At 62.6% G+C, this 18,602-nt stretch carries 13 protein-coding genes and 1 pseudogene; 10 read left to right on the top strand and 4 right to left on the bottom strand.

Features of this window, described 5'->3' with window-relative positions:
- Positions 1–82: 82 nt before the first annotated feature.
- Positions 83–586 carry a helix-turn-helix domain-containing protein gene (locus AC10V3_RS39955; RefSeq protein ID WP_022540062.1) on the top strand — a complete coding sequence of 168 codons (504 nt, stop codon included), beginning with the start codon at positions 83–85 and terminating at the stop codon, positions 584–586.
- Positions 583–836 (top strand): annotated as a pseudogene (locus AC10V3_RS39950) (nucleotidyl transferase AbiEii/AbiGii toxin family protein); the annotation flags it as partial. The gene AC10V3_RS39955 and the pseudogene AC10V3_RS39950, both read left to right, overlap by 4 nt.
- Positions 837–907: 71 nt before the next feature.
- On the opposite strand, the gene AC10V3_RS39945 reads toward AC10V3_RS39950, so the two are convergent.
- On the bottom strand, positions 908–2,131 hold the full coding sequence (locus AC10V3_RS39945; protein WP_022540064.1) for a GGDEF domain-containing protein: 1,224 nt from the start codon (positions 2,129–2,131) through the stop codon (positions 908–910).
- Between the two features lie 499 nt (positions 2,132–2,630).
- On the opposite strand from AC10V3_RS39945, the gene AC10V3_RS39940 reads away from it, so the two are divergent.
- The 4 genes from AC10V3_RS39940 (at position 2,631) to AC10V3_RS39925 (ending at position 9,071) form a co-directional block, all read left to right on the top strand.
- The gene (locus AC10V3_RS39940; RefSeq protein ID WP_022540065.1) at positions 2,631–4,955 is read left to right on the top strand and encodes a xanthine dehydrogenase family protein molybdopterin-binding subunit; all 2,325 of its coding nucleotides are present in this window, start codon (positions 2,631–2,633) and stop codon (positions 4,953–4,955) included.
- On the top strand, positions 4,924–5,388 hold the full coding sequence (locus tag AC10V3_RS39935) for a (2Fe-2S)-binding protein (protein ID WP_022540066.1): 465 nt from the start codon (positions 4,924–4,926) through the stop codon (positions 5,386–5,388). The genes AC10V3_RS39940 and AC10V3_RS39935 overlap by 32 nt, the downstream gene beginning before the upstream one ends.
- 222 nt (positions 5,389–5,610) lie before the next feature.
- The gene (locus AC10V3_RS39930) at positions 5,611–7,458 is read left to right on the top strand and encodes a preprotein translocase subunit YajC (RefSeq protein ID WP_490924394.1); all 1,848 of its coding nucleotides are present in this window, start codon (positions 5,611–5,613) and stop codon (positions 7,456–7,458) included.
- 8 nt (positions 7,459–7,466) lie between these two features.
- Positions 7,467–9,071: a GMC oxidoreductase gene (locus tag AC10V3_RS39925; RefSeq protein ID WP_022540068.1), complete on the top strand. Its 1,605-nt coding sequence runs from the start codon at positions 7,467–7,469 to the stop codon at positions 9,069–9,071.
- Positions 9,072–9,539: 468 nt separating this feature from the next.
- Here the strand turns inward: AC10V3_RS39925 and AC10V3_RS39920 are convergent, their stop codons facing one another.
- Together AC10V3_RS39920 and AC10V3_RS39915 are read right to left on the bottom strand one after the other, a co-directional pair.
- Positions 9,540–11,420 (bottom strand): FAD-binding protein, encoded by a 1,881-nt coding sequence (locus AC10V3_RS39920; protein ID WP_041682281.1) that lies wholly within the window; start codon positions 11,418–11,420, stop codon positions 9,540–9,542.
- A gap of 124 nt (positions 11,421–11,544) precedes the next feature.
- The gene (locus AC10V3_RS39915) at positions 11,545–11,871 is read right to left on the bottom strand and encodes a hypothetical protein (protein ID WP_022540070.1); all 327 of its coding nucleotides are present in this window, start codon (positions 11,869–11,871) and stop codon (positions 11,545–11,547) included.
- Positions 11,872–12,776: 905 nt separating this feature from the next.
- Between AC10V3_RS39915 and AC10V3_RS39910 the strand changes: the two genes are divergently transcribed.
- From AC10V3_RS39910 to AC10V3_RS39900, 3 genes are all read left to right on the top strand, one after another.
- Positions 12,777–13,862, top strand: coding sequence for an IS630 family transposase (locus tag AC10V3_RS39910; protein ID WP_041682282.1), 1,086 nt, complete (start codon positions 12,777–12,779; stop codon positions 13,860–13,862).
- A gap of 47 nt (positions 13,863–13,909) precedes the next feature.
- Positions 13,910–14,734 (top strand): Bug family tripartite tricarboxylate transporter substrate binding protein, encoded by an 825-nt coding sequence (locus AC10V3_RS39905; protein WP_490924393.1) that lies wholly within the window; start codon positions 13,910–13,912, stop codon positions 14,732–14,734.
- 527 nt (positions 14,735–15,261) lie between these two features.
- Positions 15,262–16,326, top strand: coding sequence for a VWA domain-containing protein (locus AC10V3_RS39900; RefSeq protein WP_022540073.1), 1,065 nt, complete (start codon positions 15,262–15,264; stop codon positions 16,324–16,326).
- A gap of 229 nt (positions 16,327–16,555) precedes the next feature.
- On the opposite strand, the gene AC10V3_RS39895 is transcribed toward AC10V3_RS39900, so the two are convergent.
- A complete protein-coding gene (locus AC10V3_RS39895) occupies positions 16,556–17,251 on the bottom strand; it encodes a GntR family transcriptional regulator (protein WP_041682284.1) in 696 nt (231 codons plus the stop codon).
- 197 nt (positions 17,252–17,448) lie between these two features.
- Here AC10V3_RS39895 and AC10V3_RS39890 point away from each other — a divergent pair, with 197 nt between their 5' ends.
- Positions 17,449–18,414, top strand: a complete 966-nt coding sequence (locus AC10V3_RS39890) for a Bug family tripartite tricarboxylate transporter substrate binding protein (protein WP_022540075.1) — start codon at positions 17,449–17,451, stop codon at positions 18,412–18,414.
- Positions 18,415–18,602: the final 188 nt, after the last annotated feature.

Here is an 18,602-nt window from a genome sequence, read left to right as displayed (position 1 = left end):
TGCCGAATATGTCACTGGAAAACAGCCGGAACATGGCCTTCGTTGTGTCGTCTATACTTGACACGAGATCGGAGATATCGCCATGAACCCCGCACTCCTGGGCAGCGCAATTCAACGCAAGCGGATCGCCCTTGGCCTGACCCAACAGCAACTGGCCGACATGGCCAAGCTGTCGCGTCAGTCGCTCAACGGCATAGAGCATGGCACCGTTAATGCGACGCTCCAGTCGCTCGGGCGGCTGATGGACGTGCTCGGCCTGGCGCTCGACATACAGGATCCTGAAGCCAGTCGTCTGGCCAAAGGCGCGCCGACCCGCGCGCTGTGGATGGCTGCGAAAGGTGCCAACGTGAGCTACACGGGAGAACTCACAGCAGGGGAACTCGAGCGCGCCCTGTCCACTGGCGAGGTGCCGTCGGAGTATCGCCCGCAAATTGCACAAATTCTGGATGAGGCGCCGCTGCAGCTCGTCACCAAGGTAGTGGCCGAGGTGGCGGCGAAGCAGCAACGGAATCCGGCCGACATCTGGAAGAACCTCCGACGCCTCGCGCAGTCATTGATGGCCACACGCGGGGGCCTGTGGGCATGAAGGTTGAGCCCCATGGCGATGTCTGGGAAAGCCTGTTCCCGCATGCCTTCACGCTGATGGAGGAGGTCAGAAAGCACGGGGGCATCGAGCCGTTCTGGACCTTCGGGGAGGGACGGTCCTGATGCTCCGGTGCCGCCATCGCTTTTCACGTGATATCGACCTCTTTGTACCGGATCCGCAATACTTGGGGTTCGTGACGCCGCGTTTGAGCGAGGCCGCGGAAAGCATCACGAGCGACTATGTCGAGCAAGGGCCGGTATGGCGCTAAGCAAGTTCGGCTTCTGACTGCTATCTGGTCGTGCGCCGATTACCAGGGGGGCGCTAAGCGACGACAAGAGGCTCCGCTACCTCATGCGAAACATCGTGCAATACGACGCGACCACGCCCCGCCTGCTTGGCCGCATAGAGTGCCCCGTCGGCAAAGCGATACGCAGTTTCGAAATCCCGTGCCGGCGGCAATCCGCAAAGGCCGATACTCACGGACACACCACTGCCGTCAGGCATGCGGATCGATTCAGCCTGAATGCGGATTCGCTCGGCCAGTTCAATGGCGTCGCTGCCGTCCACATTGCGCAGCACGATCGCAAACTCATCCCCGCCAAGGCGCCCGACCAGATCGCTCCCGCGTGTGTTGTGCCGCAGGACCTGGCCGATGCTTGCCAGCACGTTGTCGCCCTGGAGGTGACCGAACGTGTCGTTGATAGCCTTGAAGTCGTCCACGTCCAATAGCAGGAAAGTCATTGCCCTGTTCGCGCTGGCGGCCTCTGCGACGGCTTTCGGGGCCTGAATCTCGAAATACGATCGGGACATGACGCCCGTTTGCAGGTCGAAATTCGCCCGCCGTTCAATATCCTGATTGGCCGCGCGCAGGCGCTGCTCGTTGCGACTCTGGATTAAATAGAGCACGCCGCAGGTACGTAGGAAGGCGGCGAACACCGCGGTGAACGTTTGTAGGGGTAGCCACGTGTCCTGCTGCCAGGAGATCACCGTATCCATATGGCGCAGCACATAGACCATGCGGCCGAAGAGCGCGGCGCCGACCAGGAAGATTGCGAAAAGCAGCAGTCCCTGAACCATGCGAAGTCCGGGACCTCGCAGGCTCAGCACATATGCCAGGAAGAGTGTGATCTGTATAAGAAATGCAGCGGAAAACCCGATGACGCGCTGGGCGTAGGTCCATCCGTCAGTCCAGGTGACGATCCAGGCCAGGAAGATCAGCCCGGAGATGACCCAACGCAAGGCCAGCCCGGGCCAGATCGATTCGCGTCGAAACACCCGCAAGCCGGCTTCTATCGTGGGGACATTGCAGAAAATCAGCAAATTGGATCCCGCCAGGATGAGCCACGGTGGCAGCGTGCCCCATGAGAGCAGCAGCAGCGATGCGATTGAAAGCTGCAAACCATCGAAGATCCACCAGCCAAGCCCCTTGTCGGCTCGACCGGCCCGCCAGCAGCTTGCCAGGATGCCCGCCAGCAGCCCATGGGAAGCGAAGGCAAAGAAATAGCTGGTGCTGATATCCAGGGAGATCATTAAATCGGCATTCATGCGGGTGCCTGTGTCGCACTTGGGTGTGCTGCAGTCGAATCGGTATGCCTTCGCAAGCGACTCATGCCCCTTGCCGCAAACCAGCGGCAGCGATTCTACGTCTGAACGCGTTCTATTTGTAACGGAGGAACTGGGACTTCCTAAGTCGCAGAGCAGTTCAGCAGTTCGAGGCAGATTGCCTGCAATGGTCAAACGGGGCTCGCCAGGATTCGCGAAAGAATCCGGCGCAGCTCCGCTAAGCGGCTGATTTGACTAGAAAAATCGATCGATGGATCGAGTGGCGTGCCAACTCAAGGATTTGCCGGAACGCGGGCACCCGTCACGGACCAGCTCGGCCTGCGCCTGCAGGGCGGCATCAGGACAGCATGGCCATATCGGCTGTTGCAAGATAGCGCCAACCACGTGTTCGCATTCGCGCTGCGGCACTTCCCGACCTAATATAGGCCATGCCATCGGCGGCACGGGGGCTTCCTATGATGATCGATCCGCCAGTCTTGCCATGTTGACGCGCAGAGCCTTCCTGCTCGGCGGTGCGGGCGCCGCCGGTGTGCTGGTGATTGGATGGGCTTGGCTGCCGCCGCGCCAGCGCCTGGTGGGCGGCGAGCCGCTGGCAGTGCGCGACGGGCAATTCGCGCTGAACGGCTGGGTCAAGGTGGCGTCCGACAACACCGTCACGGTGGTGATGAACAAGGCCGAGATGGGGCAGGGCGTGCATACCGGCGCGGCGATGCTGCTGGCCGAGGAGATGGAGGCCGACTGGTCGCAGATCCGCGTCGAGCCGTCTCCCGTCGACAACCTGTACAACAACATCGAGGGCGTGGTCGCCAACTTGCCGTTCCGGCCGGACGATAAAGGGTGGCCCAGACACGCCGCGGAATGGTTTACGCGCAAGGGTGTGCGCGAGGTTGGTATGATGTTCACCGGCGGCTCTACAAGCATCAGGGACCTGTGGAATCCGATGCGCGAGGCCGGCGCCGCAGCCCGCATGATGCTGTGCGCGGCAGCGGCGAAGCAGTGGGACGTCAAGGCCGAGGAATGCCGCGCGCAGGGCGGCAAGGTGGTGCACCCGTCGGGACGCAGTGCCACCTTCGGCGAACTGGCCGCGGCAGCCGCGCGCGAGGGTTTGCCACGCAAGGTCGAACTGAAGGACCCGGCCAGCTTCAGGCTCATCGGCACCCGCACGGCGCGCCTTGATTCCCCTGCCAAGCTCCACGGCACGGCCAGCTTCGGTATCGACGTGGTAGCGGACGCGATGGTTTACGCCAGCGTGCAGATGTGTCCGGTGCTGGGCGGCAAGCTGCAGGGATTCCCCCCCGACGACGTGAAGAAGTTGCCCGGCGTGCTCGACCTCGTCGCGCTGCCTCCGTTCCCGGGCGGCAGCGGCGGGGTGGCGGTGATCGCCAGCGATGCGTGGATTGCCATGCAGGCGGTGGAAAAGGTCCAGTGCAAGTGGGACGCCGGGGAGGCGCAGAACCTGTCGAGTGCCGGTATCCGCGACACGCTGGTGAAGGCGCTCGACGCCTCCAACCCGCGCGTCTGGTACGAGCATGGTGACGGGCGCGCCATGAAGCAGGGCAAGCCCGCCATCCAGGTCTTGTACTCGGCGCCATATCTCGCTCACGCCGCGCTGGAGCCGGTCAACTGCACGGTACTGGTCCAGGAGGACCGCGCCATCGTGTGGGCCGCCACGCAGATGCCCGGGCTGGCTCGTCGCTGTGTAGCGAAGACGCTCAACCTGGACGCCGGTAAGGTCGAACTACGCCAGCAATCCATCGGCGGTGCATTCGGGCGCCGGCTCGAAGTCGACTTCATTTGCCAGGCGGCCGCCATCGCCGCGAAGCGCAAGGGCGTGCCGGTGCAGACAATCTGGTCGCGCCCCGAGGACATGCGGCATGACTTCTACCGTCCGGCCAGCGTGTCGCGCTTTGAGGCGTGGCTTGACGGGAACCGCAAGGTCATTGCCGTGCGCAATATCTCGGCCAGCCAGTCAGTGCTGGAGAGCACCGCGAAACGCAATTTCGGCCTGCCCGACATCTTTGTGTCGCGGCTGGACAAGTCCACGGTGGAAGGCGCCTTCGACCAGGCCTATGACTGGCCAGACATGTGGGTTGGCCACCAGACCGTGGACCTCGCCATCCCCGTGGGCTACTGGCGCTCGGTGGGGCACTCGCACCACGCCTTCTTCATGGAGAGCCTCGTCGACGAGCTGGCGGTGACGGTCGGGGTGGACCCGCTCGATTACCGCATGAGCCTGCTCAAGGATGATCGCCAGCGCGCGGTGCTGGAGCAGGTAAGAAGTATGTCGGCCTGGGGCCAGCCTTTGCGCAAGAAGCCTGGCATGGTGAAGGTGGGGCGCGGCGTGGCCCTGCACGAGTCGTTCGGCAGTGTGGTGGCGCAGGTGGCCGAGGTGTCGGTGGACAACGCGGGGCAGGTCCGCGTGGATCGCGTCTTCTGCGCCATCGATTGCGGCATGCCGGTCAACCCGACCCTGATCGAGCAGCAGGTAGAGGGCGGTATCGTGTTCGGGCTGTCGGCGGCGCTGTGGCAGAAGATCACGCTGGAGCGAGGCAAGGTGCAGGAGGACTACTACACCGCCTTTCCGGCCATCCGCCTGCGAGACTGCCCGGACATCCAGGTGCAGGTGATGCCTTCGATGCGCCCGCCACAGGGCGTGGGCGAGTCCACCACGCCGCCCATCGCGCCGGCGGTGGCGAACGCCTTGTTCAATGCCACCGGCGAGCGCTTGCGCGACCTGCCGCTGCTGAAAACCCTGCCGCCTTCCGGAGCCTGCGATGTCAAACAATCAGATCAGTGTCAACGGTAAGAGCATCGAAATCCGCTCTGACGGCTGCACGCCGCTGTTGTGGGTGCTGCGCTGCGAGCTGAAGCTGACGGGCACTAAGTTCGGGTGCGGCGTGGGGGTGTGTGGTGCCTGCGCGGTGCATGTCAACGGCAAGATGCTGCTGTCGTGCCAGCACCAGGCGAGCGAGATGGAAGGAAAGAAGATCGTCACCATCGAAGGACTCGACGGCCCCGAGGCAAGCGCCCTGCGGACGGCCTGGCTGAAGCACGAGGTCGTGCAGTGTGGCTACTGCCAGAGCGCGCAACTGATGGCGGCGAGCGCGCTGCTCAAGCGCACACGGAATCCGAAGGAGACGGAGATCGTCGACCAGATGAGCTGCGTGATCTGCCGGTGCGGCACGTATACGCGGATCAGGCGGGCGATTGCGGAAGCGGTGGGGATGTTGAGGGGGTGAGGGGCATTGGAAATGGCCGGCATCGCGCCGACATGCGCACGTGCCCCAGTCATATGTTGACGAGCTGGAAGTCTTAGGGGGAAGGCGATGAAGCATTCCGGGTCTGCGCCAGAGTCACCATATCCGGGCGGGTCGCAACCTGCGGCCCATGCTGCCGGCTCCGCGACGATCCCTGCCGCGTCTGCTGCAATCGGGCGCGTGGAGCTCTACACGCAAAGATCCATGGTGAACTGGCTGAGCCCGCTACAGCTTCCGTTCACCGCCATGCGCGTTGCCGTGGCGATGGCAGTCGGCGCCTTTGCAGACCAGCGCATGGTGCAAGCTGCACTCACCACACTGAATCCAAATCCACCGCTCCCGGTACCGGCTGACGAGCACGGCGGTGTCTGGGTCGACTATCTGGCCGACACAGGCGACGGTTGGGACTCGACATACTCCATGGCGTTGTGCGTCAGTCACGAGGTGACGCTACGCGAGCAAGGCGTGACGTTGCCGCGGTCAAAGGTGCTGTTGCTGGGCGGCGACCAGGTGTATCCGACGCCTGCCCATGATGGCTATCGGACTCGCTTCGTCGATCCTTTTCGTGCGGCGCTCCCTGCGCCAGTCGAGGCCGCGCGCCCCGAATACAGCGACCAACCGATCAAGTTGCCGGATGCGCCGTGGATGGTCGCCACGCCCGGAAATCACGACTGGTACGATGGCTTGCGCGGCTTCGCCCGGCTGTTCTGCAGTGGCAAGCCCGTGGGCGGCTGGGAGACGCACCAGCGCACGGGCTACTATGCCTTGCAGTTGCCCGGCGGCTGGTGGATCTGGGGCCTGGATTTGCAACTGGAGTCGGAAATTGACCGGCCGCAGCGCGAGTACTTCCAGAAGATGTGCACGGCGTTGCAGCGCGGTGACCGCGTGGTATTGTGCGCGCCCGAGGCGAGTTGGGTTGACGAGATGGAGCGCGTGCGCCGTGGGGAACGGCGGACCGCGCCGTCGATCGAGACCAAGACGCCGCGCTTTCGAAGCCTGAGCGAGATCGAGGGGATGCTGGGCGATCGGCTCGCACTTGTGCTGGCCGGCAACTCGCACCATTACGCGCACTACGTGCCACGAGCGGGTACGGCGGGGCCGCATCGCATCACCTGCGGAGGTGGCGGCGCATTTCTTCACGGCACGCATCTGCTGCCAGATCCACCGAGGCCTATCGTCGTGGGCCCGGCTAAACAGTCCTACGAGTTGAAGTCCGCGTATCCGGAAAAGGCGATCTCCCGGAAATTGCGCAATCGCGCGTGGCAACTGCCTGCGCGGAACCTCTCGTTCTGTGCGCTGCTGGCGATCCTGTACTTGCTGTTCGTTTGGATCATTCAAAGCGCGAGCCTGGTATCCGTGCCAGGGCGCGATTACCGCAGCTTCGTGCAAAAACTGGCCGGCCTCGAAGTGACATTCGGGAATATCGGCGAGGTTTATCACGAACTGTTCCGGGTCATGGCGCACAGTCCGGCGTCAGTGGTGTTCGCAGCGACCATTGTCTTTTGTAGTGCTGCGCTGTCGACCAGAGATGTCAGGCGCGGCGTCCGGCTGGCGTGCGTTGTCGGCGCATTGCACGGGCTGCTGCACCTGGCACTGGCTGTCGCGCTGCTATGGCTCATCACGCGCCTCAACATCCAAGGCTTTGGCGCGGACAATCCGCCAAACATCCTGGTGTTCCTCGTTGAGGCCATGCTGCTGGGTGGGGCCCTCGGCGGCCTGCTGTTTGGCGTGTGGATGGTATTGGGCAACGCCTTGTGGCGTCTGCACCCCGAGGAGGTGTTCTCCTCCCAGCGCATCGCCGATCACAAGTGCTTCCTGCGGATGCGGTTCGACGGAGCGCAATTGACGATCTACCCGCTCAAGCTGGAGAAGGTTTGCCGATATTGGAAGCTAGGTGAGGGCGTCAGGCGACTGGCGAAGATCAACAACACCTGGCGCGTACGGGCCCTGCCCGGCGCAGCCGGCCCGCGGTTCGTCCCGGCAGACGGTCAGGTATCGCCGCCGGAGGCGGTGCAGATGATTGAGGAGAAGGCAATCATCATCCAACGATAGGGAGCGTCATGATGAGTGATGCGCTTGCCTACGATGTCGTCGTCATTGGCAGCGGCTTCGGTGGTGCGGTCTCGGCCTGCAGGCTCGCGAAGGCCGGCCGCAAAGTGCTGGTGCTGGAGCGCGGCCGGCGCTGGAGCCCGGCGACCTATCCGCGCGACGAGAGTGACGCGTGGTTGTGGAACCAGGAGCGCGCACATCGCTTCAATGGGTGGGCCGATATCCGGACATTCTCTGATGTATGGGTCATCGCCGGGGCCGGTGTCGGTGGCGGCTCGCTGATCTACGCCAACGTTTCCGTGGAAGCCAAGCCGGAAGCCTTCGAGCACGGCTGGCCGAAAGAGGTTACCTATGCCGACCTGCAGCCCCACTACGAGCAGGTCGGGCGCATGCTCGCAGTGAGCGAAGTTCCGGATAACCAGTTGAGCGAGCGGGCCCGGCTATTGCGCGAGGGGGCGGAAGCATGCGGATGGGGCGGGCGCTTCCGCAAACTGCCGCTTGCAGTGTCATTTTCCGAGCATTGGGACCCCACACGGCAAGACGCCCGCGATGACCGTCATTCCGAGAAATTCCTGAATCAGCATGGCAGGTGGCAGGGCACTTGTGTCCATTGCGGCAACTGCGACGTTGGGTGCCAGGTATCGGCCAGGAATACGCTGGACCTGAATTACCTGGCGGTGGCTGAAGACAATGGCGCCGAGATTCGTCCATTGCACCTGGTGGACAGGCTCGAGCCGCTGCAGCAGGGCTGGCGGGTATGCTTCAGGAAAATCGACCCGGAAGACCGAACGACGAGCCCCGGCGAAGTCACGGCCGCCAGGGTGATCCTGGCCGCCGGCTCTATCGGCAGCACCGAGCTTCTGCTGCGCTGTCGGGATGAGCATCGCACTCTGCCCCGGCTTTCACCTCGGTTGGGATTTGGCTGGGCCCACAATGGCGACTTCGTGACGCCAGCCTTCTATGACGACAGGACGGTCTCCCCTTCTCATGGCGTGACCATCTCCGCCGCGATCGACCTGCTAGACCACAGCGGCCCGAACGGACAGGCGCTCTTCGTGGAGGACGGTGGAATCCCGAACCTCGCAGGCAACTTCATTCGACGCCACTTGAAGAAAGCGCGTTCCCGCAAGCTGCGCGCTGTTTGGAAGGAGGTCGGAGGACTGTTTGACGACGGCGATCCGATTGAGCGAATGATGCCCTGGTTCGGGCAAGGCGTGGACCCGGGCGATGGCCAGTTGAGGCTGGGCCGCATGTGGTACGCACCGTGGCGTCGTGTGCTGCGGCTCGACTGGTCCTATCAGGCATCGGTGGCCGTCATCGATGCCATGATTGCAGCGCATACGCAGCTCTCGGAAGCAACTGGCGGGGATCCGTGGGTGCCGCTCACCTGGCGACGATGGCACAACCTGATCACACCGCACCCGCTGGGAGGCTGCAACATGGGCACCTCCGCCGCGGACGGAGTCGTCGATGCATGGGGCAGGGCATTTGGCTACAAAGGACTGTATGTCATGGACGGTGCGATCGTCCCGCGTCCGCTCGGCCTGAACCCTTCGCGTACCATCGCCGCGCTCGCGGAGCGTAACGTGGTCATGCTCTTGCGCGAGCAAGATTAACTCTCGGCCCCGTCACCGCCCGGCCGCTCTATGCTTGAGTGGGAGTGAAGGCCAACCATGCACCATCGACACCTTCAGCCCGGCACGCTGTGGCCGGCTATCTTGCAACGGACGGCGCACGCCCTGCAGAGCGGGAGATCGCGCCTGGCATGCAAGGGGCACCATTGGCTGGTCTTTCGCTCGCTATTTGGGGTCATGGTATTTTTGTTGCGAAATCTGGCGGTAGCCGACTGGCGAGCCGTTTGCAGCAAAGGCTACGTGGTCACCGCCATTGTCTGCGTCGAGCATCTTGCAAGTCATTGATCGGCATGGATTGTTAGAGCCAAACCGCCAGTTTTCGCATCAAGCCGGACTGATGCGCGACCACCGGCAAGCGGTCCGCACGAGCCTTGGGTTTGGCTGGCTTCGGGCCCTGGTGCCGCACAGGCTGGCCCGAAGCCATCTCCCCTTTCTGGCAGGAGCGGGAGGTCAGCGTGATAGCGTCGTGCCTCCCAGCAGCGCCGCCACGAAGCTGTTGTGGAAAATTCCCGCCGGATCGCAGCTTCGGCGGTAGGCGTCAAAGGCCTTGGTTCGCGCGCTGCGGCGCTGGGCGAGATCCTTCAGGAAGGCCGGGTTGAATGGTGGGGAGAACGTTCCGGCAGCTTGGCCCGGGTCGTAGAAGCCGAACATCTTGCCGGTGTGGGGCATTCCTCCCAGGGCAACCCAGGCACGCTCGATGTCGGCGAAAAAATGGAGCAAGCGGTCGGGGTACTCGGACGCCGCGACGGCTGGCACGTACCCGATCAGGTCCAGATTGACGAAGGTCGCATCAGGGGCTTCGGTGTAGGTTCCAGCCAATGCGGTGTCGCCGCCGCGGACGAAGCGGAATTCCATCGGTGCGACCACCAGGAAGTCGGTGGATCGCTGGAGACGATCCATCACCGCATTCAGGCCCTGCCAGGCCTTGCCCAGTCCCGCGTCGTCGAGCGCCGGCAGTTCGACAAAATAGGACATGAAGATGACGCGGGACGCCTTAGTCAGCCATAGGTCGGAGTAGACCGCCGCTGCCTGATCGAAGAGCGTTTCCACCGTCAGGTATCCCGTATCGATGATCGTGCTTGCAGCAGTGGTGATGCCGGCATACTGCGCCGCGATCAGGGGAGGCTCGATGATGGGCTCCATCGGTATCAGATAGGGAGCGCCAAAGATATCCTCTCCCGCCAGGGTGCACGCATCTGGCACGCTTGGGGTCAGGTTCGGCGTCTTGGTCAGTGGGGACGCGTCCACGTCCCACCACAGGACGAGGAAGTTGTTGCTGTACGGGTTGAAGAAGGATTCTACGCGGTCATGGCTCGTGAGCAGTGGCTTGAACTGGGCGATGAAGGTCGTCTCGTCGGCACAGGTAATCTGGTTGTTCTTGCCCGAACGCAGCGTCGTGGCCCATGGGCGTGGCATCACATCCACGGTGACCGAGGTGACGACGCCCAGCGCACCGAGCGAGACGCGGGCGAACTGCAAGGGCGACCAACCATCCACTGCCGGAGTCCGTGCGTCGATGGTCTTCAGCTCGCCATCCGGACCCATGATGTCGAACGCCGAGACCGTTTCCGCGAAGATCGGCGCGTTGATTGTCGCGCCGTGCACGTCGACCGCCGTCATGCCGCCAAGGCTGAAGAAACCGCCGGCGGTAACCGTCTTGAGCATCATATTGTTGGCGGTGAGGAACGCATCCAGTTCGTCCTCGCGGACGCCGGCATTCACCGTGACCGTACCGGCCGATGGCTGCAGCACGATGGACTGACTGCCGCCGGCACCCAGGTCCTTGTAGCAGGAAAGGTCGATCAGCCACTGCTGGGGCGTGGGGGCGAGGCGATTGTCATCGGCGACCAGCGGCGGCTGTGCGTGCCGCTGGCCGGAAACGCGCACCGTCGCGCCGGCCTGCATGGCCTGGCGTACGATGTCTTGCAGTTCAGCTCGGCTCGTCGGGGAGAAGTAGTATTCGCCATCGATCGTCATCGCATGGACGATGTTCTGCGCCCAGTTCTTCCACGGCAGGGGCTGAACACTGAAGTCCAAGGTCGTGCCCGTGACTTCGTAAGCGGCTAGCCTATCGTTATTCGCCGCTTGCACCAAGGGGGTTCCCCGGATACTTTTTCCCAGAACCGCGGAAACGTAAGGCGCCACCCCTATCGCATCCGCCGGGACGCCGATCGACGCAAGCGGAGGACTGACCTTGTACAGGCCGTTGTCGAAGTTCCCACTATTCCAGTCGGAAGTATGCCAACTCCCTTTCGAATCAAACCATTGAATCGAAAAGTTCATCTTAAAAATGCCATTGTTAAGGCAACCGATTCTATTGACTTGTCTCATGGCAGTTTCTCCGGCGATGGTTTGGGAACTTGACCATCGGGCCAGGGGAGGCCCGGCGCCGACCTCCTGCTGGCGATGGATCGTAGGACGGTTGACGCCGGGCCTCGCGGGGCGGGTCTGCCGCCTACTCAATCAAATTGATGGCAAATCCGATGAAAGTCGTCCCGACCGCGTCATAGGTTGCGATCTGATCGTTCGCCGCGAACGCAAGGAACGGCGTGCCCTGACCGGACGTCCCGGCCACCGCATGCCCGTAGGGAGTCACCGCCAGCGCATCGGCCGGGACGCCGATGGTATCAAGCGGGGGCGTTGTCCTGGATTGCGCCACAGGGTAATTGCCGCTGTTCCACTCGGTGGTATTCCACTTGCCGTCGCTACTAAGCCATTGGACTGAGAAATTGAATACGTACGCGCCCTTGTTGTTGACGGTAATCTTCTGGACCGGTCTCATGGTGCCTCCCGCTACGAAAAATGTATTAAACAAAAAACGCTATATGCCACTGCCTGGTGGTGCGGGTATCTATGTCTTTTCTTGCATGATTCTCTCCTTTGGATTTCCGGCGCTGAAACGTTGTTGAGCAAGATCAAGGATGGAGGGGCATTTTTTCCGGGATCTGCCCTGGGGCGCCGGCGAGCGGGCAGTGCATCCGTGACACTGCCGCCAATCACGATCACGCCGCGGGCGCGGTGCGTGACGTCCGGTGCGGGCAAAGCGCGCATGTTGCCTCCGACAGAAGCCTGGGAGAGAGTCTGGAAAGCGCCTTTCGGCAGATGAAGCGACGGCTATCGCACGTGCAAGTCGGCGCGATCGTTGCACTCGATGACCCCTTGCCGCGTCTTGAAATGCTAGTGTCTATGGCGCGGTAGGGAAGTAGAAGATGCTTAAGTCTTACTTGCGTGGGGCGCAAGTCTGCTGCTGCCGATCAGTGAATCGCGAGCTACGCGCGGGAAGGCGTTTGCGAAATCCGGGGGCACTCCGACCTGAGCGTCGCGTATGAATATGCGATTGGAACAGCAATAGCGACTGGTCCAAGAGCGCTGGGACAGAATGGCTTGCGGCTGGCGCGAGCTTGCTTTTAAAAGTCCCCACCGTTCTTTTGCCATATGCATCCAACTACATCCTGAATCCAGCGCATTCGGATGCGAGTGGGGTTAGGGTCGTTGAAGCCAAGCGAGTCGACCACGCCAAACCGGCGGACTCAGGCCGCGCAGCGCAATTCGGAGTTGAAGGAAGGCGATTGCCGGCTGAGGATCGGATGCCATGCGCACATTCTAGTGTAGCGTTCTGTTCTTGATGGAACTTATATGAATTCGGCGTCTCCAATGCCCTACTGCGATACAGCGTGGAGAGAGCGAGTGCGAGTTGCCCCCGAGATCATGTTGACCGACGAGGAGCGAACCAAGTTGACGAGGCTGGTTCGGTCGAAGCTCACGAGCGTGAGGCTGGCGCAGCGCGCGCGCATTGTGCTGCTGGCCGCCAACGGATTGCAGAACAAGGACATCGCCGAGCAGTTGGGAGTCGGACGCGTGCAGGTCTCGCGTTGGCGTGAGCGGTATGCGCAATCGGGGCTGGCCGGTATCGAACGCGACTTGCCGCGCGGTGCGCCGCCGGTGAAGGTGGACACGGCGCGGCTGGTGGAGCTGACCACTCAAACGAAGCCCGTGGCGGCCACGCACTGGAGCACGCGCAAGATGGCCGCCGAGTTGGGCGTGAGCGCCAGCACCGTCATGCGCCATTGGCACGCCCACGGGTTGAAGCCGCACATCGTGCGCGGCTTCAAGGTCTCGCGCGATCCGCGGTTCGTCGAGAAGCTTGAAGACATCGTTGGCCTCTACATGTCGCCACCCGAGCACGCGCTGGTGCTGTGCTGCGATGAGAAGAGCCAGGTGCAGGCGCTGGATCGCACGCAGCCCGGCTTGCCGTTGAAGAAGGGACGTGCGGCCACCATGACGCACGACTACAAGCGCAACGGCACGACCACGCTGTTTGCCGCGCTCAACGTGCTCGATGGCCAGGTCATCGCCCAGTGCCAGCAGCGCCACCGCCATACCGAGTGGCTGAAGTTCCTGCGCAAGATCGACCGCGAGACGCCCAAGGACAAAACGCTGCATCTGATCGCCGACAACTACGCCACCCACAAGCATCCTGCGGTGCAAGACTGGCTGGCCAAGCATCCGCGCTTCAACATGCACTTCACGCCCACCTCGGCGTCATGGCTGAACATGGTCGAGCGGTTCTTTCGCGACATCACGACCGAGCGACTTCGCCGCGGCGTATTCACCAGCGTGCCGGAACTGGTCGACGCCATCAACGAGTACATCGCTCACCACAACACCAACCCCAAGCCGTTCATCTGGACCAAGAGCGCTCGCGACATCCTACAGAAGGTCATTCGCGCCAACCGCCGCTTAAGTTCCAAACAGAATGGAACATTGCACTAGTGGTACCTGGGCCGCCCGGCGGCATCACTGACCAACTGGGCCGGCTGGTGGCCGCCAGGCTGACGAGCAGTTTTGGCGTCAAGGTCATCGTGGATAACCGCCCGGGGGCCGGCGGCAACGTGGCAAGCGAGATCGTTGCGCGGGCCGAGCCCGACGGCTACACGATCCTGCTGGGCACCCAGGGCACCATGGCGACCAACCAATATCTGTACAAATCGCTGCGCTTCGACCCGGCGAAGGATTTCGTCGCGGTACATGGACTGATGTCGGTGCCGAACATCCTGGTGGTCAACGGCCGTTTGCCATATCAATCCGTCAAAGAGCTGGTGACGTTTGCCAAAGCGCATCCCGGCAAGCTGACCGTGTCATCCGCGGGCAACGGCACGGGCACACACCTGGCAGCCGAACTGTTCCAGGCCCAGGCCGGCGTGAAGTTCGTGCACATCCCGTACAAGGGCAGTGCACCCTCGATCAACGACCTGATCGGCGGACAGGTTGATATGACGTTCGACTACCCGGTGTCGACGCTGGCGCAAGTCCAGGCCGGCAAGCTCCGCGCGCTCGCCGTGACAGGGCCCACGCGTCTGCCGCTGCTGCCGCAGGTGCCAACCATCGCCGAGGCCGGCTATCCCGATGCGCAGTCCACCTCCTGGATCGGGCTGTTTTTCCCAGCCCGCACGTCGACGCCGATCGTCAAGACATGGCAGGATCAGGTGGGGCGTGTGCTGCAAGACGGCTCGGCGATTGAGGCGATCAGCAAGATGGGGGCCATGCCGCTGCCACTAAGCGGCGAGCGGTTTGCCAGCTTTGTGCAGGCGGAGCGCATCAAATGGAAATCCACGATTGAGCGTTCTGGGGCAACTATGGATTGAAGGCGAGGGGTCAGCTTGAATTTGAGATCCGCAGTCTGATGACATACTGCGCTGAAGCGCGCCTTTACATAAAGAACTGCCTGCTGTGAAACTCGACGGTGATGGCGACGGCATTCCGTGAGACACCACCTCTGCAGTGCAGTTACTTGCCTGGCGCTTCTTGTGGCTAGACCCGTCATGGAACCTCACCTCCGCGCGCAGCGCGTCGGCAATGACGTGGTAGCTGGTGTGGATGATGCTGCTTTCGGTCACGACCACGCGGAGCCGACGTGGCGGGCTTCGCGCTTGCCGCCTGGCCCGGTCTTGCCGCCAGGCGGTTCGTTCTTGCCGAGTTCGTCGCGCGGGGTGGGGCGGGATGGTGGGGAAGATTTCGGGCGTGTGGCACGGAGATCACGGCTGGCCTGCGGCGCGGACGCCGCTCGAGACCCATCCGTAGATCGTTACCCGTTTCATTGCTGGCCCCGAGGTCCCGTCCCGCCGTGGAAAATGCAGTACCATCGTCTTACCCACGCGCCAAGGAGCAGGGCATGCAGTTTCTCTGGCCGCAAATGCTCTGGCTGCTGCTCTCGCTCCCCCTGCTGGCAGCCGCTTACCTGTACCTGATTGCGCGGCGCAAGAAAATCGCCCTGTTGTATGCCAGTCTTGCGCTGCCGCGCGCCGCGCTGGGTCGCAACCAACGACTGCGTCGTCACATCCCGCCGTTGCTCTTCCTGCTCGCGCTGGGCGCGGCCCTGCTGGCTTGCGCCCGTCCTACCGCGACCATCACGCTGCCGTCCGACACCATCACCCTGGTACTGGCCATGGATACCTCCCGCAGCATGGAGGGGACCGACGTCGCGCCCACCCGGATCAGCGCCGCCCAGCAGGCTGCGCGGGATCTCATCGTCGGGCTGCCGGCCAGCGTGCGCCTGGGCATTGTCTCTTTTGCCGCCACGGCGACCGTGGTGCTGCCCCCCACCGACAACCGGCAGGACATGCTCGACGCGATCGATCGCTTCCAGCTCCAGCGCGGCACGGCGACCGGCAGCGGACTGATCCAGGCGCTGGCGGTGTTGTTCCCCGACGATGGCATCGACCTGGAAGCGATCCTCTTCAGCGGCGAGTCGCTCGCACCCGGGCCCGGCGGCAGATCGCTGACAGAGGCCGCCGCGGCGGACGCCGTCCGCAAGCGCGAGCAGGAGCGGCCGGCGGCGCAGCCCGGCTCTTACCGGCACGGTGCGGTGATCCTGCTCAGCGATGGTCGCCGCACCACCGGCCCCGACCCTCTGGACGCCGCGCGTATGGCCGCCCAGCGCGGCGTGCGCGTCTATACCGTGGGCTTCGGTACGCCGCAGGACGCGGGTGCGGCAGTGTCGAGCCTGTCTTACTACATGCAGCTGGATGAAACCGCCTTGCGCGCGGTCGCGACGCTCACTGACGGCGAGTACTTCCAGGCTGGCTCGGCCGCGGACCTGACGCAGGTGTATCGCAAGCTGAGTGCCCGCTTCGCGCTCGAGCGCAGGGAAATCGAGATCAGTGCCTTGCTGGCGGCGGCCTCGGTCCTGCTGCTGGTGGCGGCGTGCGGGCTGTCGCTGCTGTGGTTCCGGAGGTGAACTGAAGCGCAGGCGACCGGTTCGGCACCCGCTTCGCGAACCGTCCTGTTGCCTCCGACATGGGTGCAGGGACACGCCTGCACACATCCATACGTTGAGCCCGCTTCCTCAGCGCACATGCCAGCGCGCATGGTCCGACCTGCCGGCAGGCAGGGGATGGGCACATGGCTCGATGGGCGCACGCGGCACGGTCGCCGCCATTTGCGCAAAGCGCACGATCTTGCTTGACTTACGCCACGGCAGCCATGCGGCTCCGAAATGCGGCAGCAAAGTCTGCGGCATTGCCGATGTGTTCACGCATGCGTTGTTCAGCGAGGTCCGGATCGCGCGCTTCGAGTGCATCAATAATTCCCTCAAGCTCGGCGACTGCGTCCTTCATACGCAACGGTGGCGACGGGGTCATCTTCTTGAGCCAACGAAGCTTGTCTAGCAAGTTAAGCAGGCTCTCGGTCATCAGGCCATTGCCAGCGGTACGGTAAATGGTCGAGTGAAACATTGCATCCAGCTCGTTGAACTCGTCGAACACATCTTCCTCGAAATCCGAATCGCCCTGGGGCATGAACCGCCGGAAGGCTACCCTGAGTTTGCGCAGTGTCTCATCAGTGATGCGCGTTGCGGCGTGGCGGGTGACGTAGGTTTCGAGTAACAGGCGGTACTCGAAGATCTCGTGAATCTCCTGTTCGGTCAGGGACCGCACGTAAGTTCCACTCTGAGGACTCACTGCGATCCAGCCATCATTCTTAAGCTGCGCAAAAGCCGTGCGTATCGGCGAGCGGCCGCAACCTAGCTCGTCGGCGAGTCGGGCCTCAGACAGCTTCTCGCCTGGCGGATAGTGCAGGCTAATGATGCGCTGCTTGATTTCCTTGTAGACGAGAGTCGCGACCGCGGAGCTTTCCGGGATCTTCAACTCGTTGCCGATTTTCACTTGCATCTCCTGGTTGGCAAGCGTTTCGCTGCAGTGTGAAATTGTATCAAGGTAGTTGTCCAGTTTAGCGCACGCACGATTCCCCGGTGCCGGTCCTTTGTGCATATTACACCGCTTTAGTGCCTAGAAAACATTCTAGTTGACTAGTTTGGTAATTGATCTAGGATAGTAACGCCCCCACGTAGAGGAGAAACCTTATGTCCTTCAGTCGTGTCGTCCGCGGTCTGGCGTTGGCCGCCGGGCTGCTGTCCTCGGTTGCTCAAGCCCAATATCCAGACAAGCCGATACGCTTTATCGTGCCGTTCCCACCGGGAGGTGCGGTCGATGTCCTCGGTCGTGTGTCCGCCAAGTTGATCAGTGACGCGACCCATCAGTCCGTGGTGGTGGATAACGTTGCCGGCGCGGGCGGCGCCATTGGTTCCAAGATCGCCGCACAAGCAAATCCGGACGGATACACCTTGCTGATGGGCTCCACAAGTTCGTTGTCCATCAATCCGCTCTATCAGAAGGTGGGCTACGACCCGGTGAAGGACTTCACGCCGATTGCGTTGGTCGCCTCGGTGCCGCATGTGCTGGTCGTCGATCCGGCACTGCCAGTGAACACCCTTCAGGAGTTCATCGCATATGCCAAGGCGAGGCCCGGCAAGCTGAACTTCGCTTCGTCAGGCCCTGGCACGCCTCATCATGTAGCAGGCGAGATGCTCAACCAGCTCGCAGGGGTCAATCTGGTACACGTTCCTTACAAGGGTACGGCGCCAGCATTGGTGGACGTGATGAGCGGTCAAGTGTCGGTGATGTCCGTCGAGATCCTGGCCGCAGCTCCCCAAGTGCTGGCGGGGAAGGTGCGAGCTATTGGCATCGCCGCCGACCAACGCAGTCCACTACTACCTAACGTACCAACGACGGGCGAAGCGGGCCTGAAGGGATTCGAGGTGACTTCGTGGTACGGCGTTGTGGCACCGGCTGGCATTCCGGCGACTGTGGCTAAAAGGCTGTCGGCAGCAGTGTCGCAAGGCCTGACGTCCCCGGAGGCAGTCGAAAAGCTGAAGACGCTTGGGGCCAGGCCAGTGGGTGGTACGCCAGACCAGTTCCATACATTCCTGCAAAGTGAAAATCAGAAGTGGGGCAAGGTCATGACCGCTTCCAACATTTCGAACAAGTAGACCTTTTGCTGCAGGCGCTCGCGTACCTGCTGCGCGGGCTGCAGCGAGTCCGCCAACATCCCGTGTTGCCGCTTGACTCCTAAACCCCAGTACCTATTCTCATAATTATACTGGTCGACTAGTTCTCCAGATGGTGCAAAAAGCTCAAACAAGCTACTCAGAGCGCAGCTCAAAAACCGAGGATGACA

The organism is Cupriavidus sp. PB-02 (assembly GCF_058252315.1).
Note: the sequence above shows the minus strand (reverse complement) of the source record. Positions and strands in the feature narration are given on the sequence as shown.